24 protein-coding genes and 1 other RNA gene are annotated in these 22167 nt (G+C 65.8%); 13 read left to right on the forward strand and 12 right to left on the reverse strand.

The window, feature by feature from the left end:
• The first annotated feature begins 102 nt into the window (after positions 1-102).
• Positions 103-798 carry an OmpA family lipoprotein gene (locus B9Y82_RS06425; RefSeq protein WP_010484399.1) on the forward strand — a complete coding sequence of 232 codons (696 nt, stop codon included), beginning with the start codon at positions 103-105 and terminating at the stop codon, positions 796-798.
• 201 nt (positions 799-999) lie between these two features.
• On the opposite strand, the gene B9Y82_RS06430 is transcribed toward B9Y82_RS06425, so the two are convergent.
• Positions 1000-2031: a LysR family transcriptional regulator gene (locus B9Y82_RS06430; RefSeq protein ID WP_005409107.1), complete on the reverse strand. Its 1032-nt coding sequence runs from the start codon at positions 2029-2031 to the stop codon at positions 1000-1002.
• 147 nt (positions 2032-2178) lie between these two features.
• Between B9Y82_RS06430 and B9Y82_RS06435 the strand changes: the two genes are divergently transcribed.
• From B9Y82_RS06435 to B9Y82_RS06460, 6 genes are all read left to right on the forward strand, one after another.
• Positions 2179-2406, forward strand: coding sequence for a hypothetical protein (locus B9Y82_RS06435; protein WP_100471983.1), 228 nt, complete (start codon positions 2179-2181; stop codon positions 2404-2406).
• Positions 2403-3173 carry an SDR family NAD(P)-dependent oxidoreductase gene (locus B9Y82_RS06440; RefSeq protein WP_100471984.1) on the forward strand — a complete coding sequence of 257 codons (771 nt, stop codon included), beginning with the start codon at positions 2403-2405 and terminating at the stop codon, positions 3171-3173. The genes B9Y82_RS06435 and B9Y82_RS06440 overlap by 4 nt, the downstream gene beginning before the upstream one ends.
• 91 nt (positions 3174-3264) lie before the next feature.
• Complete coding sequence (locus B9Y82_RS06445) at positions 3265-4491, forward strand: efflux RND transporter periplasmic adaptor subunit (RefSeq protein WP_071229460.1); 1227 nt, start codon at positions 3265-3267, stop codon at positions 4489-4491.
• 127 nt (positions 4492-4618) lie between these two features.
• Positions 4619-7789, forward strand: coding sequence for an efflux RND transporter permease subunit (locus B9Y82_RS06450; protein ID WP_100471985.1), 3171 nt, complete (start codon positions 4619-4621; stop codon positions 7787-7789).
• Between the two features lie 66 nt (positions 7790-7855).
• A complete protein-coding gene (locus B9Y82_RS06455; RefSeq protein WP_014036829.1) occupies positions 7856-8593 on the forward strand; it encodes an SDR family oxidoreductase in 738 nt (245 codons plus the stop codon).
• Positions 8587-10008, forward strand: coding sequence for an efflux transporter outer membrane subunit (locus B9Y82_RS06460; RefSeq protein ID WP_100471986.1), 1422 nt, complete (start codon positions 8587-8589; stop codon positions 10006-10008). The genes B9Y82_RS06455 and B9Y82_RS06460 overlap by 7 nt, the downstream gene beginning before the upstream one ends.
• Positions 10009-10049: 41 nt before the next feature.
• Here B9Y82_RS06460 and B9Y82_RS06465 read toward each other — a convergent pair whose 3' ends face one another.
• Positions 10050-10427 (reverse strand): VOC family protein, encoded by a 378-nt coding sequence (locus tag B9Y82_RS06465; protein ID WP_100471987.1) that lies wholly within the window; start codon positions 10425-10427, stop codon positions 10050-10052.
• Between the two features lie 143 nt (positions 10428-10570).
• On the opposite strand from B9Y82_RS06465, the gene B9Y82_RS06470 reads away from it, so the two are divergent.
• Positions 10571-10834, forward strand: coding sequence for a hypothetical protein (locus B9Y82_RS06470; protein ID WP_049414598.1), 264 nt, complete (start codon positions 10571-10573; stop codon positions 10832-10834).
• 19 nt (positions 10835-10853) lie between these two features.
• Here the strand turns inward: B9Y82_RS06470 and B9Y82_RS06475 are convergent, their stop codons facing one another.
• The 4 genes from B9Y82_RS06475 to hchA all read right to left on the reverse strand — a co-directional run bounded on the left by B9Y82_RS06475 (position 10854) and on the right by hchA (position 13323).
• Positions 10854-11708 (reverse strand): endonuclease/exonuclease/phosphatase family protein, encoded by an 855-nt coding sequence (locus B9Y82_RS06475; RefSeq protein WP_100471988.1) that lies wholly within the window; start codon positions 11706-11708, stop codon positions 10854-10856.
• A 148-nt stretch (positions 11709-11856) separates the two neighbouring features.
• Positions 11857-12099, reverse strand: coding sequence for a hypothetical protein (locus B9Y82_RS06480; protein ID WP_100475184.1), 243 nt, complete (start codon positions 12097-12099; stop codon positions 11857-11859).
• Between the two features lie 179 nt (positions 12100-12278).
• The gene (locus B9Y82_RS06490) at positions 12279-12434 is read right to left on the reverse strand and encodes a hypothetical protein (RefSeq protein ID WP_238381546.1); all 156 of its coding nucleotides are present in this window, start codon (positions 12432-12434) and stop codon (positions 12279-12281) included.
• A 16-nt stretch (positions 12435-12450) separates the two neighbouring features.
• Positions 12451-13323: a glyoxalase III HchA gene (gene hchA / locus B9Y82_RS06495; protein ID WP_100471989.1), complete on the reverse strand. Its 873-nt coding sequence runs from the start codon at positions 13321-13323 to the stop codon at positions 12451-12453.
• Positions 13324-13702: 379 nt separating this feature from the next.
• Between hchA and B9Y82_RS06500 the strand changes: the two genes are divergently transcribed.
• Positions 13703-14926, forward strand: coding sequence for a cytochrome P450 (locus tag B9Y82_RS06500; protein ID WP_238381547.1), 1224 nt, complete (start codon positions 13703-13705; stop codon positions 14924-14926).
• Between the two features lie 17 nt (positions 14927-14943).
• Here the strand turns inward: B9Y82_RS06500 and B9Y82_RS06505 are convergent, their stop codons facing one another.
• The gene (locus B9Y82_RS06505) at positions 14944-16965 is read right to left on the reverse strand and encodes an esterase/lipase family protein (protein ID WP_100471991.1); all 2022 of its coding nucleotides are present in this window, start codon (positions 16963-16965) and stop codon (positions 14944-14946) included.
• Between the two features lie 146 nt (positions 16966-17111).
• Between B9Y82_RS06505 and B9Y82_RS06510 the strand changes: the two genes are divergently transcribed.
• Positions 17112-17573: a methyltransferase family protein gene (locus B9Y82_RS06510; protein WP_100471992.1), complete on the forward strand. Its 462-nt coding sequence runs from the start codon at positions 17112-17114 to the stop codon at positions 17571-17573.
• A 14-nt stretch (positions 17574-17587) separates the two neighbouring features.
• Here B9Y82_RS06510 and B9Y82_RS06515 read toward each other — a convergent pair whose 3' ends face one another.
• The 3 genes from B9Y82_RS06515 to ssrA all read right to left on the reverse strand — a co-directional run bounded on the left by B9Y82_RS06515 (position 17588) and on the right by ssrA (position 19054).
• Positions 17588-18070, reverse strand: coding sequence for a hypothetical protein (locus tag B9Y82_RS06515; RefSeq protein ID WP_100471993.1), 483 nt, complete (start codon positions 18068-18070; stop codon positions 17588-17590).
• A 27-nt stretch (positions 18071-18097) separates the two neighbouring features.
• Positions 18098-18544, reverse strand: coding sequence for a lipoprotein (locus tag B9Y82_RS06520; RefSeq protein ID WP_075076051.1), 447 nt, complete (start codon positions 18542-18544; stop codon positions 18098-18100).
• Between the two features lie 156 nt (positions 18545-18700).
• Positions 18701-19054, reverse strand: a transfer-messenger RNA (tmRNA) gene (gene ssrA / locus B9Y82_RS06525).
• A gap of 534 nt (positions 19055-19588) precedes the next feature.
• Between ssrA and B9Y82_RS06530 the strand changes: the two genes are divergently transcribed.
• Positions 19589-20020, forward strand: coding sequence for a GNAT family N-acetyltransferase (locus B9Y82_RS06530; RefSeq protein ID WP_100471994.1), 432 nt, complete (start codon positions 19589-19591; stop codon positions 20018-20020).
• 128 nt (positions 20021-20148) lie between these two features.
• Positions 20149-20721 (forward strand): hypothetical protein, encoded by a 573-nt coding sequence (locus tag B9Y82_RS06535; RefSeq protein ID WP_100471995.1) that lies wholly within the window; start codon positions 20149-20151, stop codon positions 20719-20721.
• A gap of 28 nt (positions 20722-20749) precedes the next feature.
• Here B9Y82_RS06535 and B9Y82_RS06540 read toward each other — a convergent pair whose 3' ends face one another.
• Together B9Y82_RS06540 and smpB are read right to left on the reverse strand one after the other, a co-directional pair.
• Complete coding sequence (locus B9Y82_RS06540) at positions 20750-21181, reverse strand: GNAT family N-acetyltransferase (protein ID WP_100471996.1); 432 nt, start codon at positions 21179-21181, stop codon at positions 20750-20752.
• On the reverse strand, positions 21178-21681 hold the full coding sequence (gene smpB / locus B9Y82_RS06545) for an SsrA-binding protein SmpB (protein ID WP_005409231.1): 504 nt from the start codon (positions 21679-21681) through the stop codon (positions 21178-21180). Before smpB ends, B9Y82_RS06540 begins: the two co-directional genes overlap by 4 nt.
• Positions 21682-21738: 57 nt before the next feature.
• Here smpB and B9Y82_RS06550 point away from each other — a divergent pair, with 57 nt between their 5' ends.
• Positions 21739-22164: a type II toxin-antitoxin system RatA family toxin gene (locus tag B9Y82_RS06550; protein WP_087922269.1), complete on the forward strand. Its 426-nt coding sequence runs from the start codon at positions 21739-21741 to the stop codon at positions 22162-22164.
• The last annotated feature ends 3 nt before the right edge of the window (positions 22165-22167 follow it).

The raw sequence follows: 22167 nt of genomic DNA on the forward strand, positions 1-22167 counted from the left end.
GCCCTGTCGCCGCGCAGGATCATCATCCCGACATCGCATTGGGCTGTTTATTCTCTCTGCGCCCGCAAGCCGCCGGCCCGACCGGAAACCAAGGAGAACCACATGATCCGCAACACCACCCGCAACGTCGCACTGGCCCTGATGAGTGCGGCCGTCCTGTCGGCCTGCGCCACTGGCGGCTCCTACGTGCAGAGTGACCAGTACGGCAACCCGACCGAGCAGCAGAACCGCACCGGCCGCAATGCGCTGATCGGTACCGCCATCGGCGTGGCCGCCGGCCTGCTGACCGGCGACAGCGCCACCGAGCGCCGCCAGCACGCGCTGATCGGTGCCGGTATCGGCGCACTCAGCGGCGCCGCCGTTGGCCAGTACCAGGATCGCCAGGAACGCGCACTGCGCGAGCGCACCGCCAACACGGGTATCGATGTGCAGCGCCAGGGCGACAACATCATGCTGAACCTGCCGGACGGCATCACCTTCGACTTCGGCAAGTCCACCCTGAAGCCGCAGTTCTACGGCTCGCTCAATGGCGTGGCCGGCACGCTGCGTGACTACAACCAGACCATGATCGAAGTGGTCGGCCACACCGACAGCATCGGCAGCGACGCGGTCAACAACCGCCTGTCGAAGGAGCGCGCCGACTCGGTGGCGCAGTACCTGATCGGCCAGGGCGTGCAGAGCGTGCGCATCGAAACGCTGGGCGCCGGCAAGTCCTACCCGATTGCCGACAACAGCACCGATGCCGGCCGTGCCAAGAACCGCCGCGTCGAGATCCGCGTGATTCCGCTCAAGCAGTAACGCGTGGCGTTACTGCTTGAGCCGGTCCGGCCATCGGCCGGAACGAAAATGCCGCCCTTGCAGGCGGCATTTTTGTAGGTGCCGAGCGTTGCTCGGCACGCCGATGGCGCTCCCCGGTCGCTGCTTCTCCGAACGGTGCCGACAAAGGTCGGCGCGGTCCCAAAAGCGAAGTCGAGCATGGCTCGACGCTACAAAATCCGGTTACGCCGCCGAAGCGGCTACCTTTTCCAGGATCCGCTTGCCGCTGCTCTCCAGCGCGGCGTCTTCCTTTTCCTTCTGCTGCTGCGCCAGCTTTGCGCCCGGGCACTGTGCCAGCATGTAATTGGCGTCGAAGTTGAGCTTCTCGACCAGGAAATCGACGAACGCACGTACCTTCGGCGAAACCAGGCGGCCGCCGGCGAACACGGCATTGAAGTCCACCTCCGGCCCGGTCCAGCCAGCCAGAACGCGGCGCACCATGCCCGACTCGACAAACGGCTTGGCCATCACGTCACCGGTCAGCAGCAGGCCTTCGCCACACACCAATGCACCATTCAAGGCAGACATGTCATTGGCGGTCATCAGCGGGGTGACCGGGAAGTCACGCAGCTCACCACCGTTCTCGCCCAGCTGCCAGGTGAAGCGAGGCGAATTGCCGGTGTGATACGGCTTGCGCATCGCCAGGATGCGATGGAACTGCAGTTCTTCCGGATGCAGCGGCTCGCCATAGCGCTCGATGTAGGCCGGGCTGGCGAACACCTGCGTGCGCAGGCTGCCGAGCTTGCGCGCGACCAGGTTGGAATCGGGCAGGGCACCGACACGCAGCGCGAGGTCCGCTTCGCCGGCTATCAGGTCCAGCTTCTCGTTGCCCATATGCATGTCCAGGCGGATCTCCGGATACTGCGCATGGAACTGGCCCAGCAGCGGGGCGATCCAGGTGATGCCGATCGAATAAGGCACGGTGAACCGCAGCCAGCCACGCGGGCCGGACTGCAACTGGCTCACTGCGCTCTCGGCTTCTTCAAGCTCGCGTGCGATGCGTTGGCAATGTTCGTGATAGATCGAACCCGCTTCGGTCAGGCCGAGGCGGCGGGTGGTCCGGTGCAGCAGACGCGCACCCAGGCGCGTTTCCAGCTCCTGCACCTTGCGGCTGACCGTGGTCTTGGGCAGGCCGAGCGATTTGGCAGCGGCAATGAAACTGCCTTGCTCGACCACTTTGACGAAGATCAGCGTCTCGTTGAGATCGTGGGACATGGTCTGGGATCCTGGACGTCGGGGATGGGACAATCGTGACAGAACGATTGGACCGGGAGCGGGATGATTATTCCCCTTAATCAGGACTAATCAAGTAAAGGTTTGAGGTCTATCGTGGCGCCATTCGTTATTTGGAGCCCGTCCGCCATGAGCCTGCGCAACATTCTTGCCCGTCTCCGGAACGCCGGCCAGAACACCCTGGACCTGGCAATGACCGTTGAAGTCCGCCCGAGTTCCTTGGTACACAAGGACTTCCGTGAGTTTACCGCGCCCATGCGTCAGCAGCGTGGCGGTGCCATCCGCCTGGTGCCGCACAAGGGTGACCGGCTGCGTCGAATCGGGACTATCCCGGATTTGGGAGGAAATGTCCCGTGAATGGGATGCTGACGCCCGAAGTCCTGGTCCTCGGCGGCACCGGTGCCGTCGGCCAGGGCGTGGTTGGCGCATTGCTGGAAGCCGGCAGCCCGGTGCTGGTGGTCGGCCGCGATCCGGGCCGGCTGGCGGCGCTGCACGAGCAGTTCGCCGACGAGCCGGGTCTGGAGACGCTGCTGGGTTCGCTCAGCGATGACGGCTCGGCGCGCGCCCTGGCCGAACGCATCGCGCATCGCCCGCGCGCGCTGGCAGCGGTGATCGCGGCAATGGGCGGCCCTTACCGCCGCGGCCGCGTAACCGACCGCAACGGTGATGAACTGCTGGGGGCGATGCAGGCCGATCTGATGCCGCACGTGCACGCAGTGCGTCATCTGCTGCCGCTGTTGCAGGACAACGTGCATGCGCGCCGCTACGTGATGATCGGCAGCCCGGCCAACGCCAAGCCATGGGCGGGCTACGGCGAGACCTCGATCACCACTGCCGCGCTGCGCATGTACGCGCAGGTGGTGCACCAGGAAGCGCAGGCGATCGGCGTGCGCGCGCAGATGCTGGAGGTCTGCAGCCCAGTGTGCACCCCGGCCAACGCAGCCAACGCCTGCATCGAGTGGCCCAGCTCGCTGCTGGTCGGCCGTCGCGTTGTCTCGCTGCTCGATGGGTGCCGTGACAACCGCGCCATCGTCCGTTGCGACAGCAGTGATGCCGAACTGCCACGCGGCCTGCTGCACCTGGAAATTCCTCCGCTTTGGCGCGGCACCGCGGGCGTCGCTTGACCTCGACCATGGTTGAGGTCGCAGTATGCGCCGCCGATTTTTGCAACACGTTCTCATATAGCTGTACCACCCCTCCGTACGGATGCATGCCATGACTTCCCCCAATACCACCCCACATCGTTTCGGCCATCGCATCGCGATGGTCGGTGTGTCGATCCTCGCCGCGGCCGTGCTTGCGGCCTGCAGCGGCGGCCATGCCGAAGAAGCCGGTGCTCCGCCGCCGCCGCAGGTCAGCGCTGCGCCGGTACTGGTCAAGCAGGTCAGCCAGTGGGACGAGTTCAGCGGCCGCGTCGAAGCGGTACAGAGCGTTGAACTGCGCCCGCGCGTGTCCGGCTACATCGACAAGGTCAACTACGTCGAAGGCCAGGAAGTGAAGAAGGGCGAAGTGCTCTTCACCATCGATGCGCGCAGCTACCAGGCCGAATACGATCGTGCCGCCGCCGAGTTGGCCCGCGCCCGCACCCAGGCCACGCTGGCCCGTAGCGAATCCGAGCGTGCCAAGCGGCTGTCCGAGCAGCAGGCGATCTCCACCGAGACCGCCGAGCAGCGTCGCGCCGCCGCCGACCAGTCCGGTGCCGCCGTGCAGGCGGCGCAGGCTGCACTGGATGCGGCCCGCCTCAACCTGGAGTTCACCAAGGTGCGCGCACCGATCGACGGCCGCGCCGGTCGTGCGATGGTCACCGCCGGCAACCTGGTCACCGCCGGCGACAGCGCCAGCGTGCTGACGACGCTGGTCTCGCTGGATACCGTGTTCGTCTACTTCGATGCCGACGAAAGCACATTCCTGCGCTACGCACAGATGGCACGCAAGGGCGAGCGCCCGAGCGAGCGAGACAGCGAATTGCCGGTGAAGGTCGGCCTGTCGGGCGAAGAGGGCTACCCGCATGCGGGCAAGGTCGACTTCCTCGACAACCAGGTGGCGCGCAGCACCGGCACCATCCGCGTCCGCGCGCTGCTGGACAACGCCGACCGCCAGTTCACCCCGGGCCTGTTCGCCCGCGTGCAGCTGCTCGGCAGCGGTCAGTTCCAGGCCCTGCTGATCGACGACAAGGCCGTGCTGACCGACCAGGACCGCAAGTACGTGTACGTGGTCGACAAGGATGGCAAGGCCCAGCGCCGCGACATCCAGCTTGGCCGTACCGCTGAAGGCCTGCGCATCGTCGAGCACGGCCTGGCCGCCGGTGACAAGGTGATCATCGACGGCGTGCAGAAGGTCTTCATGCCGGGCATGCCGGTGCAGGCCAAGGCCGTGGCGATGCAGCCACAGGCTGCGCCGCCCGCACCGGGCCGCGATGCCACCGCTGCGCTGAACCACTGATCCGCCGTCTCCTGATCCGCGTCCCCGCTTAGCTGCCGGCGCCAGCGGCAGCCTTCCCTGCCTTCGTCATCCCGGCGAGGGGCAGGGTGGCTGTTGCCCGCCGAACGCCTTTCCCAGGAATTCCTCCATGGACTTTTCCCGTTTCTTCATCGACAGGCCGATCTTCGCGGCGGTGCTGTCGATCGTGATCTTCGCCGCAGGCCTGATCACGATCCCGATCCTGCCGATCAGCGAGTACCCGGAAGTGGTGCCGCCGTCGGTGGTCGTGCGCACGGTGTATCCGGGCGCCAACCCCAAGGTCATTGCCGAGACCGTCGCCACCCCGCTTGAAGAGGCGATCAACGGCGTCGAAGGCATGATGTACCTGAAGTCGGTTGCCGGCTCGGACGGTGTGCTGCAGATGACCGTCACCTTCCGCCCGGGCACCGACCCGGATGCGGCGGCGGTGAAGGTGCAGAACCGCGTGGCGCAGGCTCAGGCGCGCCTGCCCGAAGACGTGCGCCGGCAAGGCGTGACCACGCAGAAGCAGTCGCCGACCTTCCTGATGGTGGTGCACCTGACCTCGCCGCAGGGCAAGTACGACACCCTGTACCTGCGCAACTACGCCCGCCTGCACGTCAAGGACGCGCTGGCCCGTATCCCGGGCGTGGGTGATGCACAGATCTTCGGTGGCGGTGACTACGCCATGCGCGCCTGGCTGGACCCGGACAAGGTGGCTTCGCGCGGCCTGACCGCCAGCGACGTGGTGCGCGCGATGCGTGAGCAGAACGTGCAGGTTTCGGCCGGCCAGCTCGGTGCCGAACCGTTGCCGAACAGCCAGTTCCTGACCCTGATCAATGCCCAGGGCCGCCTGAAGACCGAAAAGGAATTCGGCGACATCGTGCTCAAGAGCGGCACCGATGGCGAGATCGTGCGCCTGGCCGACGTGGCCCGCCTGGAGCTGGGGGCCGGCGACTACACTCTGCGCTCGCAGCTGGACGGCAAGAATGCGGTCGGCATTGGTATCTTCCAGTCGCCCGGTGCCAATGCACTGGAGATCCGTGACCAGGTCATCTCGACGATGGACGAGATGCAGAAGACCATGCCCGCCGACGTGAAGTACGAAGCGGTGTATGACACCACCATCTTCGTGCGCGACTCGATCAAGGCCGTGGTCTCCACGCTGCTGGAAGCCATCGCGCTGGTGGTGCTGGTGGTGATCCTGTTCCTGCAGACCTGGCGTGCGTCGATCATTCCGTTGATCGCGGTGCCGGTGTCGGTGGTGGGTACTTTCGCCGCGCTGTACCTGCTGGGCTTCTCGATCAACACGCTGAGCCTGTTCGGCCTGGTGCTGGCGATCGGCATCGTGGTCGACGACGCGATCGTGGTGGTGGAGAACGTCGAGCGCAACATCGAGGAAGGCCTGTCGCCCACTGCGGCGGCACACCAGGCCATGCGCGAGGTCTCTGGCCCGATCGTGGCGATCGCGCTGGTGCTGTGTGCGGTGTTCGTACCCATGGCCTTCCTGTCCGGTGTCACCGGCCAGTTCTACAAGCAGTTCGCGGTCACCATCGCCATCTCCACGGTGATCTCGGCGATCAACTCGCTGACCCTGTCGCCGGCGCTGGCCGCGCGCCTGCTGAAGGCCCACGGCGCTCCGAAGGACGGCCCGAGCCGTCTGATCGACCGCCTGTTCGGCTGGGTGTTCCGTCCGTTCAACCGCTTCTTCAAGTCCAGCTCGGAGAAGTACGAGCGTGGCGTGGCCCGCATCCTCGGCCGTCGCGGCGCGGTGTTCGTGGTCTACGCGATCCTGCTGGTCGGTACCGGGGTGATCTTCAAGCTGGTGCCGCCGGGTTTCATCCCGACCCAGGACAAGCTGTACCTGATCGCTGGTGTGAAGCTTCCGGAGGGTTCGTCGATCGCGCGTACCGATGAAATGCTGCGCAAGGTCGCCAAGATCGCCCAGGAAACCGACGGCGTGGCCCACACCATCTCGTTCCCGGGTTTGAACGCGCTGCAGTTCACCAATACGCCGAACACCGGTGTGGCGTTCATTCCGCTCAAGCCGTTCGCCGAGCGCCATGGCCGTACCGCCGCGCAGATCAATGCCGAGATCAACCAGAAGATCGCCGGCCTGCAGGAGGGCTTCGCCTTCGCGATGATGCCGCCGCCGATCCTCGGCCTGGGCAACGGCAACGGCTACCAGATGTTCATCGAGGACCGTGGCAACCTGGGTTACGGCGCGCTGCAGAATGCCGTGCAGGCGATGCAGGGCACCGTTGCGCAGACGCCAGGCATGGCCTTCCCGATTTCCAGCTACCAGGCCAATGTGCCGCAGCTGGATGCCGAGGTCGACCGCGTCAAGGCCAAGGCACAGGGCGTGCAGCTGACCGAACTGTTCGACACACTGCAGACCTACCTCGGCTCTGCCTACGTCAACGACTTCAACCAGTTCGGTCGTACCTGGCAGGTGATCGCGCAGGCGGACGGTCCGTACCGCGAAACGGTCGAGGATATCGGCAAGCTGCGCACCCGCAACGACCGCGGCGAGATGGTGCCGATCGGTTCGATGGTCACCATCAAGCAGACCTTCGGCCCGGACCCGGTGCTGCGCTTCAATGGCTATCCGGCGGCTGACCTGGCCGGTGAAGCCGACCCGCGCCTGCTGTCTTCGGCCGAGGCGATGAACAAGCTGACCGAGATCGCCGGCAAGGTGCTGCCGGTAGGCATGACCACCGAATGGACCGACCTGAGCTACCAGCAGGCAACCCAGGGCAAGGCCGCCTTCATCGTGTTCCCGGTGGCGATCATGCTGGCCTTCCTGGTGCTGGCCGCGCTGTACGAGAGCTGGTCGCTGCCGCTGGCGGTGATCCTGATCGTGCCGATGACCCTGCTGTCCGCACTGTTCGGCGTGTGGCTGACCGGTGGCGACAACAACGTGTTCGTGCAGGTCGGCCTGGTGGTGCTGATGGGCCTGGCGTGCAAGAACGCGATCCTGATCGTCGAATTCGCCAGAGAGCTGGAGATGGGCGGCAAGGGCATCGTTGAGTCCGCGCTGGAAGCCTGCCGCCTGCGTCTGCGCCCGATCGTGATGACCTCCATCGCGTTCATCGCCGGCACCGTACCGCTGGTGCTGTCGCACGGCGCGGGTGCCGAGGTGCGCTCGGTAACGGGTATCACGGTGTTTGCTGGCATGCTGGGCGTGACCCTGTTCGGCCTGTTCCTCACCCCGGTGTTCTACGTGGCCCTGCGCAAGTTCGTCACCCGCAACGGTGGTGGCCAGCTGGTGCAGCACGGCGAGCCGACCATCCATCACTGACATGGAACTCCACCGGCACCGGTTCCCCAACCGGTGTCGGATTTCCCCCTCCAAAGGCATGACTCCATGAACACCCATCAGAACAAGATCGCACTGGTCACTGGTGCCACCCGCGGTATCGGCGCCGAGACCGTGCGCCAGCTGGCACAGGCCGGCGTGCACACGCTGCTGGCCGGCCGCAAGCGCGAGACCACCGTGGAGCAGGCACTGAAGCTGCAGGCCGAGGGCCTGCCAGTGGAAGCGCTGCAGCTGGACGTCACCGACGGTGCCAGCATCGCCGAGGCCGTGCAGCAGGTGCGCGAGCGCCATGGCCGCCTCGACATCCTGGTCAACAATGCCGGCGTGCTGCTGGAAAACCCGGCGCAGCGGCCGTCCGAGCAGTCGCTGGACACCTGGCGCCGCACCTTCGACACCAACGTCTATGCGCTGGTGGCGGTGACCCAGGCATTCCTGCCGCTGCTGCAGCAGGCCAAGGCCGGCCGTATCGTGAATGTCTCCAGCATCCTCGGCTCGCAGACCCTGCATGCCGATCCGGCGTCCGGCATCTACGACATGAAGGTTCCGGCCTACAACGCCTCCAAGGCAGCGGTGAACAGCTGGACCCTTGCGTTGGCGCACGAACTGCGCAGCACGCAGATCAAGGTCAACACCGTGCATCCGGGCTACGTGAAAACCGACATGAACGGCGGCCACGGCGAAATCGAGATCGCCGAGGGCGCGCGTTCCAGCGTACAGATGGCACTGATCGGCCATGAAGGCCCGAACGGCAGCTTCACCTACCTGGGCGAGGTGCTGCCATGGTGATCCGCACGTTGGCGATGGCCGTCTCCAGCCTGGTGCTGGCAGGCTGTGTCAGCGTCGGCCCGAACTACAAGGCCCCGGTGCAGGAGCCGGTGGTCCTCCAGGGCGCACAACAGCCGGTCTTCAGTACCACCTCGCCGGTGGCCAGCTGGTGGGCGCAGTTCGACGATCCGGTGCTGGAACAGCTGGTGCATGGCGCACTGTCGGACAACCTGGACCTGCGCGTGGCCGTGGCCCGCGTCAGCCAGGCCCGCGCGGTGTTCGTCGAAAGCCGCTTCGACCAGGCGCCCCACATCACTGCAGGCGGCAGCTACGATCGTCGCAAGCAACCCGATCCGCAGCTGGGTGGGCAGCGGGTGTTCAGTGAAAGCTACCAGCTCGGCTTCGACGCCGGCTGGGAGCTGGATCTGTTCGGCCGCAAGCGCCGTGCTGCCGAAGCCGCGCGGGCAGACCTCGGTGCCGAGCAGGCCAACCTGGCCGATGCGCAGGTACTGGTCGCCGCCGAAGTGGCGCGCAACTACTTCGAGCTGCGTGGTACGCAGAAGCGCATCGCGGTGGCCCAGCACACGCTGGAGAACCTGCGTGATACGCAGAAGCTGACCGAGGCGCGCTGGGAACTGGGCGCTGGCAGCGAGCTGGATGTACAGAGCAGCCGTGCCCGCCTGAAGGCGATCGAGGCTGACATCCCGTTGCTGGAAGTAGCCGAGACGCAGTCGCGCAACCGCTTGGCAGTACTGTTGGGCCAGCGTCCGGAAGTGCTGACCGACATGCTCGCGCCGCATGACGTACCGGCCTTCGCCAAGGCATTGCCGCTGGGCGATACCCGCGAACTGCTGCGCCAGCGCGCCGACGTGCGCGTGGCCGAGCGTCGCCTGGCTGCCGCGACCGCGCGCGTGGGCGTGGCCACTGCGGACCTGTTCCCGCGGTTGTCGTTGTCTGGCTTCGTTGGTTTCCTGGGCGGCGATGCCAGTGGCCTGGTCAATGGCAACAACAAGGCCTGGTCGCTGACCCCGTCATTGAGCTGGGCGGCGCTCGACTTCGGTACGGTGCGTGCACGCCTGCGTGCCAGCAAGGCGGAAGCCGAAGGGGTGGCGGCACAGTACGAGCAGGCAGTACTGCTGGCCCTGGAAGACACCGAGAACGCGCTGACCCGTTATTCCAAGCAGCAGGCGCGGCTGGCGATCGTGGTCGAGCAGGCGCAGGCGGCCCGGCGTGCCGAATCGCTGGCACAGATCCGCTATCGCGAGGGATCGGAGGACTTCCTGACCCTGCTGGATGCGCAGCGCACGCAGCTGGCGGCCGATGACGCATTGGCGGCGGCCGAGTCCGAAGTCAATGTCAGCGTGGTGGGTGTGTACAAGGCGTTGGGCGGCTGGGGGCAATCACCGCAGCAACCGAGCGTGGCGCAGGTGCAGTAACCGTAGGGGGCGGAGGCAGTGGCTTCCGTCCCCTTTTTCATTCAGGGCCAGTGATTGGCCGGCACCTCGCGCTCGCGCATGCGCACGATGCAGAAGCGATGGCCGGTCGGTGCTTCCATCACCCACCAGCGTTTGACGAAGCCTATCCGGCGCGCGCCGAGCTTTTCCAGGCGGTCGGCCTCGGCATCGATGTCGTCGCTCTCGATATCCAGGTGCACCCGTGACGGGTGGTCGACCCGCTGGACTTCCACGTTCAAGCCTGCCGGTGCACCCAGCAGGTCGGCATATTCGGCGCTCCCTTCGACATGCGCCGCCTGCGCCTGCAGGCCCAGCGCGGCGGCCCAGAAGCGGGCGCCTTCGTCGGCGGGAAGGTCCTGGCAGTCGATGATGAATCCGGCCAGCCGGCTCTGGTGTGCCATGTCCTGCTCCACAGTGCGGGGAATATGCGGCAGGGTAACGCGGCGCGTTCCGCGAACATCTTCACGTCTGTGACGTTTCTGACTCTGCCGAAACTGGAGCCCGCCGTGTAACTAGTGGGGTCAGGCACTTGGGAGAACAGGCGATGGCGGACGGAAGGCGGGATACCCAACGGATGTTGTTCGGCGATCCGGGCCCACCGGGGGCGGGGCTGTCGGTGGCGGTCGTGGTGCTGCTGGTGCTGGCGACGATGGCCGCCGCCGTCGGTTTCCTGCGGCTGCAGGATTCGATGCTGGGGCTGGGCCTGATCGGCGTGGCCGTGTTCCTGGCGATCGGGGCCCGCATCTGCCAGGCACGCGATCAGCACCAGGCGCTGTATCGCCTGCTGTCGCGGCAGCCGCCGCTGTAGCTGCGGCTGCCGTGATGGTTCAGTGCTTGGGCCAGTCCAGTTCGACCACCAGCGGGAAATGATCCGAGGGCAGCACGCCATCGATTCGGCGGTCATCGGTCAGGAAGCTGCGCGCATGGAAGCCACGCACCAGCACCCAGTCCAGCTGCCCGGTGGCCTTGCCGGTGAAACCGTGGAAGGTCAGCCGCGGGCCCTGCGGGGCCTTCACCTGGGTACGGGTGTCCTGCAGCACGCGGGTGAACGCCTTGTAGGTGTCACCGCCGGGCTCGCTGTTGAAGTCACCGGTCAGCACCACCGGCAGATCCGCAGGTAGGCGCGTCACGCGCTTGCCGATCAGTTCGGCAGCCTTCACCCGGCGTGGTTCGTCCTCGTCGCGGTAGGGCAGGTGGGTATCCATGAAATAGAAGCGGCGGCCGTCGTCGATGCGGCGGAACAGCGCCCAGGTGACCATGCGTGGATACAGGTTGCCCCAGGTGATGCTGCCCGGCACATCGGGTGTGTCGGACAGCCAGAAGTTGCCTGACTCCTCGATCGTCAGCACCTTGGCGTCGTAGAACACGCCCATGTGCTCGTCGCCGCTGCCACCGCGGCGGCCCTCGCCAAACCAGCGATAGCCGGGCAAGTGTTCGGACAGGTAGTCGGCCTGTTCCTTCACCAGTTCCTGGGTGCCGATCACCGCCGGGTGCGCATCGAGGATGACCTTGACCATCGCGTCGCGACGATCGGGCCAGCGCTTGCCCGGTTCGGTATCAGCCGGAGTGCGGACGTTGAACGACATCACTTTCAGTGGCGCCGGTGTAGCGGCCCAGGCGACGGCGGGTAGAGCAAGCGCCAACAGCGCGCACAGCGCAGGGCGGCGGAAACGCGACAACATCGTGGAATCCCTCCATTCCATGAAAACGGTTTCACGGAGCATGCCATGGAAGGCGAGGACAGCGGTATGCCGGGATGGGCGGCTGGGAGATGCCGGGCGGGCGGTGAAGGCGCCGCCCGGCGGATCGCGCGGGCGATCAGGAGACCACTCAGTCGGCAGGCAGGTACCACTGGCCATTCTGGTCAATCCAGTACACCTGGATGTAGGAAGTGCCGTCCTCGTTGAAGTACGTCACTTCGCAACGCTGATGGTAATGGGGCCCCATCTTGACCGGGACGCAGTTCGTGTTCTCCGGACCACCTCCACCACCGCTGGCGGCGGCCTGGGATGGGATGGAGAAAGCTCCCACGGCAAACATCAGCGCGGCCATCGTTGCCAGTTGCAGTTTCATAAGCATCATCCTTGCTTTCTGCAATCGCGCACATGCGCATTGCGTGTGTAACACGCGAATCAGACTGCCGGAAGTGCCCCGCCCGGATCAGTCTTCGATCTCGCCGCGTCGGCTGGCAGCGCATATCGCCTGCGCGCTGCTCGCCACACCCGGACACTGGCGTGCGCGACGCAGAGGGTTCAATCCGTGCGGGCCATCGCCGCGTCGCGCTCCAGCCAGATTGCGGTGGCGAACACCAGCAGGCGGTCGTAGCCCAGTGGCGATGCAGCGTCGCGCAGCACGCTGCCGACCGCGGCCAGTGACCGCGCCTGTTCCAGTTCCAGCAGCGCGGGCACCGGCGCAGTCATTGGCTCAGCGCCCGGCCAGCGCGTCGAGCAGCGTGCGCGCGGCCAGCTTGCCCAGCGCATTGCCGGCCAGCGGACTGTCGCCGGTCAGCAGCAGGCGATCCTGCAGCAGGCTGCCATCGATCCCCTCATTGACGATCTGCACGCCCTGCTGGACCAGGCGTTCACCGAAGTACCAACGCAGCTGCCCCGGCATATAGCCGATCTCCGGTGTCTGCCGGTCCATCGCGTCGGGGAAGGCACAGACGCGATAGCCGCGGAACAGTGAGCTACCTCCGGCTTCATCGACACCCGCCGCCAGCAGCGCTGCCGGACCATGGCACAGCGTGATGATGTGGCGCTGCGCGGCCATGGCCCATTGCAGCGCGGATTTCACTGCCGTGCTCTCAGGCAGGCCGATCAGCGCGCCGTGGCCACCGGGAATGAAGATGGCGGCATAGTCCGAGTCGGCTCCCAGGCCAGCCACCACCTCGTCCAGCTGCAACGGCTGGCGGAAGCGCCCCTCATAGCGTTCGTACAGCGCGCCGATCTCGCGGTCCTCGCGCGGGAAGGCCCACCATTCGAACTTGACGGCGTTGCCGGACAGCGTCGCCACGTCGATATCGAAGCCGGCCTTGTCCAGGTGGTACATCGGCAGCAGGGTTTCCACCGGATGGTTGCCGGTGGAGAACAGATGGCCATTGGCGGTCGGCAGATAACGCTCATCGGCAGCGATCATCAGCACCTTCCAGCGGCCGTCGCGGCGTGCATCCGGATACTCGGCGCCGGACAGGTTGCTCTGCGGCGAGGTGAACTGCGACAGCGAGTACGGCGACGGGAAGAACGCATCGCGCTCGGCCGGATCGGGGCTGGGCTGGCGGCTGGGCTCTTGCCTGTTCATGCGGACCTCCGTTGGGGGAAAGTGAGTCCAGCATAGGAGGCCGCGTGCGCAGGCGCGATGAGGGATTCCCCTCAATGGACCAGCACCTCGATGTTGCATCGCGGCACCGGCCCGGTTGGACAGCAGGATTATGTCGTGTTATCTAGCCGGTGCCGGGATAATCCCGGCATAACCACACAGCAAGCAAAGGAATGAAAATGAAAAGATTCGCCCGAGCATTGCGCGTCACTCTGAATATTCATCCGAACGAGAAGAGCAGTGTGTGGAATACCTGGCCGCTCTGGGTCGAGTTCTGATCCCGCGGGGGCGCCCCGCGATTGAGCGGTAGCAAGACGAAGGGACTCGTCTTTCGAGTCCCTTCCTGCCGGAGACGCACTGCATGCAAGGGATGTCGAATGAGGGCAGCGCCATCGCTGCCGAGCGCTTGGCTGCGCGCGTGGAGCGCGAAGGCCCGGTGCTGAAACTGGAAACCGGCGGTATCGGGGTGTTCTGCCCGGAGCTGGCCGGCAAGGTCGACAAGGAGAATTCCGAGCACCTGTACGTGGTCGAATCGCTGGCGGACCTGTTCCGCCGGCACGAACGCGTGCGCTGGACCGAAGTACGCAGCCTGATCGCCACGCGCAGTGCCGAACTCACCGGCGCACAGAATCTTGAAGCGCTGCAGTCGCGCATGCGGCAGGCATTGGACGCACTGTGCGGGCGGGCGCTGGATGCCACGCCCGCGGTGTGGAAGGTGATGGCCCATCCGTTGATCCCGATGGTGATCGAAGGCCTCGATGCGCGCGGCACCGCGGCCATCGAGCGCGCCCTGCACCTGCGCTACACGACCCAGGTCGAGCAGGTCATCCATCGGCGCCACCTGCTGCGCAATTTCCTTATCGGTCGTGGCGAATCACGGGCGATCGCAGCCGAACTCAAGCGCCGGGTCCGAAGCGGGCGTTCGGCGCTGGACTACGCACAATCATTGCTGACCCTGCGCGAACGCATCGGTCTGGACAAGGTCACCTACCTGGTCACCGTGCAGCTGATCGCCATTTCCGGCGTGCCCGGCATGATGGCTGCCTGCCTGCTGCTGGCGATGCAGATGCATCCGCACTGGCTTCAGCGCATCGAGGAGGAATTCGCGCCGCTCTCGGACGCGGAGATCCACGCATTGCCGATGGCCAGGATTCCCTGCACCCTGCGCTTCCTGAAGGAAGTGATGCGGCTGTACTCCACGCCCTTCAACAACCGTCGCGTGGCGGCCTGCGATCTGAAGGTGGAAGGGCAGGCCATTGCCGAAGGCACGGTGTTCGAGCTCAGTTCGTTCATCCAGCATCGTTCGGCGAAGTACTGGGATGACCCGCTGCAGTTCGATCCCGATCGCTGGCTGCCCGAGCGGCGCAAGCGCACCGCCGGCATCTATGTGCCTTATGGCTTTCCCACGCGTTCCTGCGTTGGATCGGCGGTGGGCAATGCACAGCTGGTATTGCTGTGTGCGCTGTTGGCGCGCGAGTTCCGTTTCACCCCCAGTGCCGACTACCGGCCCGAGGTGCGCATGGAGGGCTTCGCGATCCCGGCGGCGCTGCACGGCACGTTCTCGCGGCGCGTGCCGGCTGCCTGATCTTCGGGGCTGGCGGCTTAATTTCCTATTCGCCCATGATTCTGCATGTCCTCATGCAGGATCCGCCGCAGCTCGACGATGGCGGGCGTTGCCTCCTGCACGCTGTGCCCGGACACGATCACTTTCTCCGAATCCGCATGCGGCAGGTGGGAGCTCCAATAGGGCACCAGCCCGTCGTCGGTTTTTTCCAGCGGGCCATCGGCCTTGGCGCGGGCGATGATCGAGTGGTAGCGCACCTTCGGAGCCATCGGCAGGTCGGCCACGGCGCGGACGAACGGGTCGTCCTTGTCCAGGTTCTGGATGCTGTTCATCTGGTAGCCGTGCTTGCCGTCATTGCGATCGATCTTGCCGTCGTTGGCGATGGTGGCCACGTCCTCCAGTACGGTCAGTGGCAGCCGTACCAGGCGCCCGATCCAGCGGCCCAGGCGGGTGCCCGCGACGTCGGTACCGCGGTGCGGCGTGGCGATGAACACCACCCGCGACACTTCCGGCTCCGGCAGGAAGGTCAGCACCGGTGCGCCCTTGGTCCGCAGCAGTTCGCGCTGTGCTGGCGTCATCTGTGCAGTCGCCAGCAGGGTCTCTACCAGATGATCGCCGGAAGAGGAGATCATCAGCCGCGCGATCACCCCGCCCATGCTGTGCCCGACCAGCACCATGTCATGCGAGGCCTGCGCCTTGCCGCTGGGGTCGAAGTGCTTGAATACCTCGGCCAGCGTGTGGCGCATGGCATCGTGGCTCATCGCGATGGGCATGTTGGTCGGGTAATAGAACTGCCAGACCTGGAAGTCCTGGCGGATCTCGTCGTCGCGCATCAGTTCGTTGGCGACGTTGACCCAGGCCTCCGGACTGCTGGCCAGGCCATGGATCATCAGCAGCACGCGGCGGTTCGGGTCGTAGGGCTGCATCATGTAAAGATGCGGCGTGTCGATGCCACCCTTGCCACCAAACAACGAGCGCAGCGACTGGTGGCTGAAGTTGGAGCGTGCCAGCCACAGTGCATAGCCGGCAGTGAAGTTGGCCGCCAGTGGCACCTGCTGGCCGTGCAGGGTCACTTCCGAGATCTGGTAGGGATCGTGGATCTCCAGTTCCGGCTCGTCGTCATGCAGCACTTCCCACAGATTCTTTCCCGAGAAGCGCAACAGCACCGTCATCGAAGGCGAAGGCATCTCGCTCCAGCTCTGGGTGGCCGAGGTGCTTGCCTGCGCGGTGGATGTCGTTGCTGAAGGCGTGGTGGCCACGCTGCCGGCCGGGTCATCCATCACCGCTACCAGTTCGGCGCCGAAGCCATCGCGTCGATGCACGCTGCGCAGCGTGCCGCTGAACGACAGCGAGGCGGCCGGCACCAGTTCGGTCGGGGTGCGCGTGTCCAGCGGCGATGCTTCGCCTGAAGGCGCCAGCACGAAGGTCCAGCGGCCCAGCTGGAAATGGCTGGCCTGGCCGTGCACGCGCCCGGTGGCATAGGCGTTGTACAGCTGCACCGAGGCTTCCTGTACCGCCAGGTTGTAGTAGTCGCGTACCTGGGTCTGGCGGTCTTCGAAACCGCGCTGGTTGGCGGTGCGTTCGGTGAAGAACAGATAGGCATAGGCCTGGCGCGCGACCTGCATCCAGGCGTCCAGGCGCGGCTGGAAGTCGGCATCCAGCTCGGTGATCGCAGTCTTGGCGCGGCCGGATGCCGAGTACTCGCGCTTCGGCGCCGGCAGGGTCATCGCATACTGCAGCCACAGCTCGGCCAGGCTGGAGCGCTTGTCTTCCTCGCGCACCACGATGCTGCCTTCCATCGCCTCGATGCAGGCCAGGCCCGGCTTGGCGCAGACGCCTTCGTCGAGGCCGGCCACCCGCAGGGTCTCCGTGGTTGCCGCGCTGAGCTTGCCGGAGGTGAGGATGTCACCGCGCTTGAGCGCGATGTACTGGCCGGGCGTGACCGAGGCGACCTGCACCGACGGCCCGAACTGGCGCAGCGTCGCGCAGCCGCCCAGGGTGAGCAGAACGGTGATGATGAGGGTCGTGCGGCCGATGAAGCCCAAGCCCGTGGTAGCCATACGATGCTCCTGCGCGGTGGCGCCACTCTAGCGGCCGTCCTGTCAAAGCGGAATAGACCGGGCGTTCGGTCTGGGCCGGGCCGCCGTGGGCGATTCAGGCATTCCCGTGTGACACTGCGGTGAATGGTAGGAACACGGTGATCGCGATGGCCTGGCTGGAAACCCGCATTCCCCCGCCCGTGCTGATGCTGCTGTGCGCCGCTGCAGGCTTTGCAGCACGCTGGCTGCTGCCGGGATTCCACCTTCGGGTGCCGGTGCCGGTTCTACTGGCAGGCGTGACGATGATCCTTGGAGTGGTGCTCAACCTGCTGCCCAAGCTGTCCTTCCGGCGCGCCGGTACCACCGTCAATCCTCTGCGGCCTTCGGCGTCGAGCGTGCTGGTTACCAGCGGAATCTACCGCCGCACGCGGAATCCGATGTATCTGGGCCAGGCGCTGGTCCTGTTCGGGGCCATGGTGTACCTGCAGAATCTGATCGCGCTGCTGGCGGTGCCGCTGTTCCTGGTATGCATCACCCGTCTGCAGATCCTGCCGGAGGAGCGGGCACTGATGGCCCGCTTTCCCGAGGCGTACGCGCAGTACCGCCATCGCGTGCCGCGCTGGCTGTAGCGTGGGCTACGCCATCAGCGGCTGATCTGGCACTTCACCGCAGCCGAATAGCCCTCGTAGTCGTCGCCCGCGATCACGTGCAGGGTGTGGCGCTTGTCGATGCGCTTCACGTACGACGGTTCTTCGGTATTGGCCTGCTCGTTGACCTCGGTCACCGACCAGGCCCTGGCCAAGCGCTTGGAATCGACACCGTTCAAGTACACGAAGAGGCTCTTCTCGCCCTCGGCTACGTTTACATCGGCACTGGCGACCGTGCCGCCAAACAGCGCGACCGGCTTGTCCTCCGGCTCGAACGTGCCGCCCGGCTTCTTGGCCAGGCCGGCTGCCTGCAGCGCGTCGATGGCTTCGGCCGCACTGAAATTCGAACCGGCCTTGCAGGCCAGCAGCGCTTCCAGCGTGGCGGTGCCGGGGGGCGCGACGGCCGGGGCCGCTGCGTGCGCGACTGGGGCTGCGGCGAGGGCGGCGAGGAGCAGGGACATCGTGAGGCCAGCTTTCATGGCAGATCCTTCTGATGGGGGCAGGAGTCAGAACGCTGGTTCGATCACCGGGAACTCTTCAGCGGAGGAGTAGAGGCGATAGGCCTGTGTGGCGCCGGCGCGGACGTTGATTTCGGTCGAGCGCCGGCGGGAATTGTTGGTCTTCTCCGACTGCAGCACGCCGCACAGGCCCCGCCCCTGGACAGGCGTGGCGGTCAGTACGTGGCGCCCCTCGGCCAGGACAAGGGACAGGCGCTCGGCGGGGTCGAGATGTGCGGCCATCTTGCCGTCGACCATGACGCCCATGTAGCAGCCGCTGCCCACGAATCCAACGTCGCGGGTGACCGTGATGGTGCCCGTGGGTTCACCTTGGGCGTCGATCGGGAAAATGCGTGCGGCCGGAGCGTCCTTGATCTGCTCGGGGGATGCCTGCTTGGTAGGCATGCAGCCGGACAATGCGGCAATCAGCAGGGCAGGGACGAGCAGCTTCTTCATCACAGTTCTTCCTTGGCGGAGATCGGGGTCTCGATGGCCGGAATGATGCAATGAAAAGGGTTTGGAGTTACAGCCTTTCAGGCGGGCAGGCACAAAAAAGCCGGAACCCCATCGACAGGAGATCCGGCTTCTTGCGGCCTCGACAGGCCATACAGATGGTGGAGGTGGGCGGAATTGAACCGCCGTCCGAAGGCACTCCATCCCCAGCACTACATGCTTAGCTCACCGTTGGATCTCGTCCCCGAACAGCACGGTGCGCAAAGCGCATCCGGGAACCAGCCTGTTGTGTTCTAGTGCCGGACTGACAGGCAGCCATCCAGCGCGATTCCATGATAGTGACTCTACACCGCGAGCATGGACACAAGCGGTTTCGAGGCTTAGGCCTTAAGCGGCCAGAGCGTAGTTGTCGTCGTTGGCAACTAGAGTTTTGCAGCTGGATTTACGAGGAAAGCTACCCCCTCGGCATGCGCCAGGCGACTTCACAACCCCCGTCGAAACCAATGCACCCCCGGTTTCTACAGTGCTGCAAGGTACAGGGCCGATTCCGTGTCGCCACGGGCAGGGCCTGCCCAACGCTGCGAATGGTACGGCAATCTTCCTGAACAGTCACGCGGTCGGGCTTCACGTAGAGGCAGCAGGCCGACCCCTATGAGCGAGGCTGGAAGTTCGCCGTGGCCGCGTTGATTGGTGGTGGCCGCGACCCGGCGGTGCCGGCGCAGGTGTACATTCCCGGCCGCGCGGCGGGCCACCTGGCGCCCTGCCGTGCCTGGTCGACACGTTCGAATCCGGGGGGGCTTCCCCAGGATTGCCCGATGGCCGTTTTCATCAGTTCCGGCAGGACGCGATTGCGATGGATAGGGTTGCTGGCCGTGAGTGGCCTGGCACTGCAGGCAGGTGCTGCTGTGGCTGCAGAATTTCCGCGTGCGTCGGAGGTGATGGCGTACGGCCCCTCGCTGGAGGTGCATCAGCGTTGGGTGCTGCGGCCGGCACGAGCACGGGTGATAGCATCGCGACTTCCGATCTGCAGCCTTATGGAAGGAAGCCATGCCGCTTGAAATCGCTGTAACGGATGAGCCCAGCGACGAGGCGCTGGACCTGATCGGCAGTGGCCTGGACAAGTTCAATCTGGACGCCGCCGGGTATGCAGATCGACGCACGCTGGCGGTACTGGTCACCGATCCAGCCAGTGGCAGGGTGGTGGGAGGCCTTACCGGGCGGACTTCGCTGGGCCTGTGGTTCGTGGATCTGTTTCATCTACCACCGGCATATCGCGGCAACGGGCTGGGCTCGCGCGTGCTGAAGGCTGCGGAAGATGAGGCGCGCCGGCGCGGTTGTCGTTCCGGAGTGCTCTACACCATCAGTTTCCAGGCGCCGGACTTCTATGTGAAACAGGGATGGGCCGTGTTCGGTGAAGTGCCATGCGATCCGCCGGGGACGCGCAGGATTTTCCTCAGCAAGGATCTGACGCGGGCGTGAACCGCGCGGGCGGTCAATTTGCAACGTGTTGCAGTGCGTTGGCCATAGCGGATTGGTAACTTCATTGGCACGAATTTGCGACACACTGAAGACCACCATCCGAACCAGGACAGACACGGAGACTGTGGGTGACCGAGGCAAGCCAACAACGCAGCCTGCGACAGCTGGTCGGACCCGTCGGGGCCGACTACCAGCGGCGGGCCCTACCCCCCGGCTGGGTCTGGGCCGTGCTGGGCGTGTTGCTGGCGGCCACCTGGTTGAGCGAGCTGCCGGCCACGGCGGCCGCGGCCCTGGTGGCCAGTGCGGTGGTGGTGCATTGGCCGCAGCGCGGCCGTACCCACTGGCTGGGTTGGCGCCTACCGGCACTGGCAGTGATGGCGGCCCTGCTGTGGGGGCCAGAGGTGCTGTCGCAGTGGTTTGAACACGGCCTGGCCGTGGTCCTGATGTCGCTGGCCAGTCTCAGCATCGGTGTGCATGTCTGGCAGTCGCGGCAGCTGGCGCGGCAGTTGCAGGGCGCGGTCGATTCGCTGGATGACGCCCAGCTGCTGGCCCTGTTGCCGGCCGACGCGGCCCGGATGGCGCAGCGGTGGCGCGCCGGCGATGACCGTCATGCGCCGGAACTGGCGGTGGTGATGCACCTGGCCGTGATGCACGCGGCGCTGGCACCACGCATGCGCGGGCAGGGCGTGCTGGCAGGCTGACCGGCAGGCAGCTCCAGCGCCGTCGCGATTACGAGACCGGCAGCTGTTTGCGCAGGTAGATGCGCTCGTGCCCGGGTGGGCAATCGGGCAGCCGCCCATAGACGGTGTAGCCCTGCCGCAGGTAGAAGGCTTCTGCCTGCCAGTCGAAGGTGTCCAGCATCACGTTGAGGGCGCCCTGCTGGCGTGCGGTGGCTTCTGCCTCCGCCAGCAGCCACTGGCCGATGCCTTGCCCGCGCAGTTCCGGATCCACCCACAGCACGTGCACCTGCAGCCAGCCGGCACAGACATCCGCCAGCACGCCACCGCGCAGCGCGCCGTGCTGGTCATGCCAGGCCAGGCGGATTGGAATCTCATCGAACGCATCGCCGCCGTGGGCCTGGTTGAAGGCCAGCAGGCGCGCGCACAACGTGCGCGTTTCATCGGCGCTGGCAGTCACCATGGCGCCGATGGGGGTGGTCATGCGTCGCGGTTGCCGCGACGCATCACACGCTGCTTCTCGATCGCCCAGTCGCGGTCCTTGGCGGCATCGCGCTTGTCGTGGGTCTGCTTGCCCTTGGCCAGCGCCACTTCCAGCTTGATCTTGTTCTTGCTCCAGTACATCGCGGTGGGCACGATCGTGTAGCCATCGCGCTCGACCTTGCCGACCAGCTTGTCGATCTCGCTCCGGTGCAGCAGCAGCTTGCGCTCGCGCCGGTCATTGGCCACCACGTGGGTCGAGGCCTGGATCAACGGCGTGATCTGCGCGCCGATCAGGAAGATCTCGCCGTGCTTCACATAGGCGTAGGCGTCGATGATGTTGCCGCGGCCGGCGCGGATCGACTTCACCTCCCAGCCCTGCAGGGCCAGGCCGGCCTCGAAGCGCTCTTCGATGTGGTACTCGTGGCGGGCACGCTTGTTCAACGCGATGGTTTTGTTGGCCGTCGCGCTCTTTGCTTTATCCTTGCCGCTGTTCTTGCTCATTTCCGTATTGTCTCCGATTCGGGCCCGCCCGGTCGATTGCCGAAACGTCCTGTATTCATGCCTACTATCCGCCGCAGCGCCCTGGTCGAACACTCGGCCGCACGCATGTTCGACCTGGTCAACGACGTCCAGGCCTATCCGCGCCGCTTCCGCTGGTGCTCGGCCGCCCAGATCCTGGAGCAGGGCGAGGACCGCCTGGTGGCACGCCTGGACCTGGGCCTGGGCTCGTTCAGCACCTGGTTCCAGACCGAGAACACCCTGCAGCGCCCGCACAGCATCGACATGCAGCTGCGCGATGGCCCGTTCAAGCAGTTGCACGGCCGCTGGGAATTCCATGCACTGGCCGAGGATGCCTGCAAGGTCACCCTCACCCTGGAGTTCGAACCCAGCTCGCGCCTGCTCGGTCCGGCCCTGGCAATCGGCTTCCAGGGACTGGCCGATCGGATGGTCAACGATTTCGTCCGCGTCGCCGACGAGGCCTGAGCG

The organism is Stenotrophomonas maltophilia (assembly GCF_002799155.1).
GTDB lineage: Bacteria > Pseudomonadota > Gammaproteobacteria > Xanthomonadales > Xanthomonadaceae > Stenotrophomonas > Stenotrophomonas maltophilia_R.

Coding starts and splice junctions, on each gene's coding strand:
- B9Y82_RS06425 (WP_010484399.1), top strand. CDS start 103: ATGATCCGCAACACCACCCGCAACGTCGCACTGGCCCTGATGAGTGCG.
- B9Y82_RS06430 (WP_005409107.1), bottom strand. CDS start 2,031: ATGTCCCACGATCTCAACGAGACGCTGATCTTCGTCAAAGTGGTCGAG.
- B9Y82_RS06435 (WP_100471983.1), top strand. CDS start 2,179: ATGAGCCTGCGCAACATTCTTGCCCGTCTCCGGAACGCCGGCCAGAAC.
- B9Y82_RS06445 (WP_071229460.1), top strand. CDS start 3,265: ATGACTTCCCCCAATACCACCCCACATCGTTTCGGCCATCGCATCGCG.
- B9Y82_RS06450 (WP_100471985.1), top strand. CDS start 4,619: ATGGACTTTTCCCGTTTCTTCATCGACAGGCCGATCTTCGCGGCGGTG.
- B9Y82_RS06455 (WP_014036829.1), top strand. CDS start 7,856: ATGAACACCCATCAGAACAAGATCGCACTGGTCACTGGTGCCACCCGC.
- B9Y82_RS06460 (WP_100471986.1), top strand. CDS start 8,587: ATGGTGATCCGCACGTTGGCGATGGCCGTCTCCAGCCTGGTGCTGGCA.
- B9Y82_RS06465 (WP_100471987.1), bottom strand. CDS start 10,427: ATGGCACACCAGAGCCGGCTGGCCGGATTCATCATCGACTGCCAGGAC.
- B9Y82_RS06470 (WP_049414598.1), top strand. CDS start 10,571: ATGGCGGACGGAAGGCGGGATACCCAACGGATGTTGTTCGGCGATCCG.
- B9Y82_RS06475 (WP_100471988.1), bottom strand. CDS start 11,708: ATGTTGTCGCGTTTCCGCCGCCCTGCGCTGTGCGCGCTGTTGGCGCTT.
- B9Y82_RS06480 (WP_100475184.1), bottom strand. CDS start 12,099: ATGAAACTGCAACTGGCAACGATGGCCGCGCTGATGTTTGCCGTGGGA.
- hchA (WP_100471989.1), bottom strand. CDS start 13,323: ATGAACAGGCAAGAGCCCAGCCGCCAGCCCAGCCCCGATCCGGCCGAG.
- B9Y82_RS06500 (WP_238381547.1), top strand. CDS start 13,703: ATGCAAGGGATGTCGAATGAGGGCAGCGCCATCGCTGCCGAGCGCTTG.
- B9Y82_RS06505 (WP_100471991.1), bottom strand. CDS start 16,965: ATGGCTACCACGGGCTTGGGCTTCATCGGCCGCACGACCCTCATCATC.
- B9Y82_RS06510 (WP_100471992.1), top strand. CDS start 17,112: ATGGCCTGGCTGGAAACCCGCATTCCCCCGCCCGTGCTGATGCTGCTG.
- B9Y82_RS06515 (WP_100471993.1), bottom strand. CDS start 18,070: ATGAAAGCTGGCCTCACGATGTCCCTGCTCCTCGCCGCCCTCGCCGCA.
- B9Y82_RS06520 (WP_075076051.1), bottom strand. CDS start 18,544: ATGAAGAAGCTGCTCGTCCCTGCCCTGCTGATTGCCGCATTGTCCGGC.
- B9Y82_RS06530 (WP_100471994.1), top strand. CDS start 19,589: ATGCCGCTTGAAATCGCTGTAACGGATGAGCCCAGCGACGAGGCGCTG.
- B9Y82_RS06540 (WP_100471996.1), bottom strand. CDS start 21,181: ATGACCACCCCCATCGGCGCCATGGTGACTGCCAGCGCCGATGAAACG.
- smpB (WP_005409231.1), bottom strand. CDS start 21,681: ATGAGCAAGAACAGCGGCAAGGATAAAGCAAAGAGCGCGACGGCCAAC.
- B9Y82_RS06550 (WP_087922269.1), top strand. CDS start 21,739: ATGCCTACTATCCGCCGCAGCGCCCTGGTCGAACACTCGGCCGCACGC.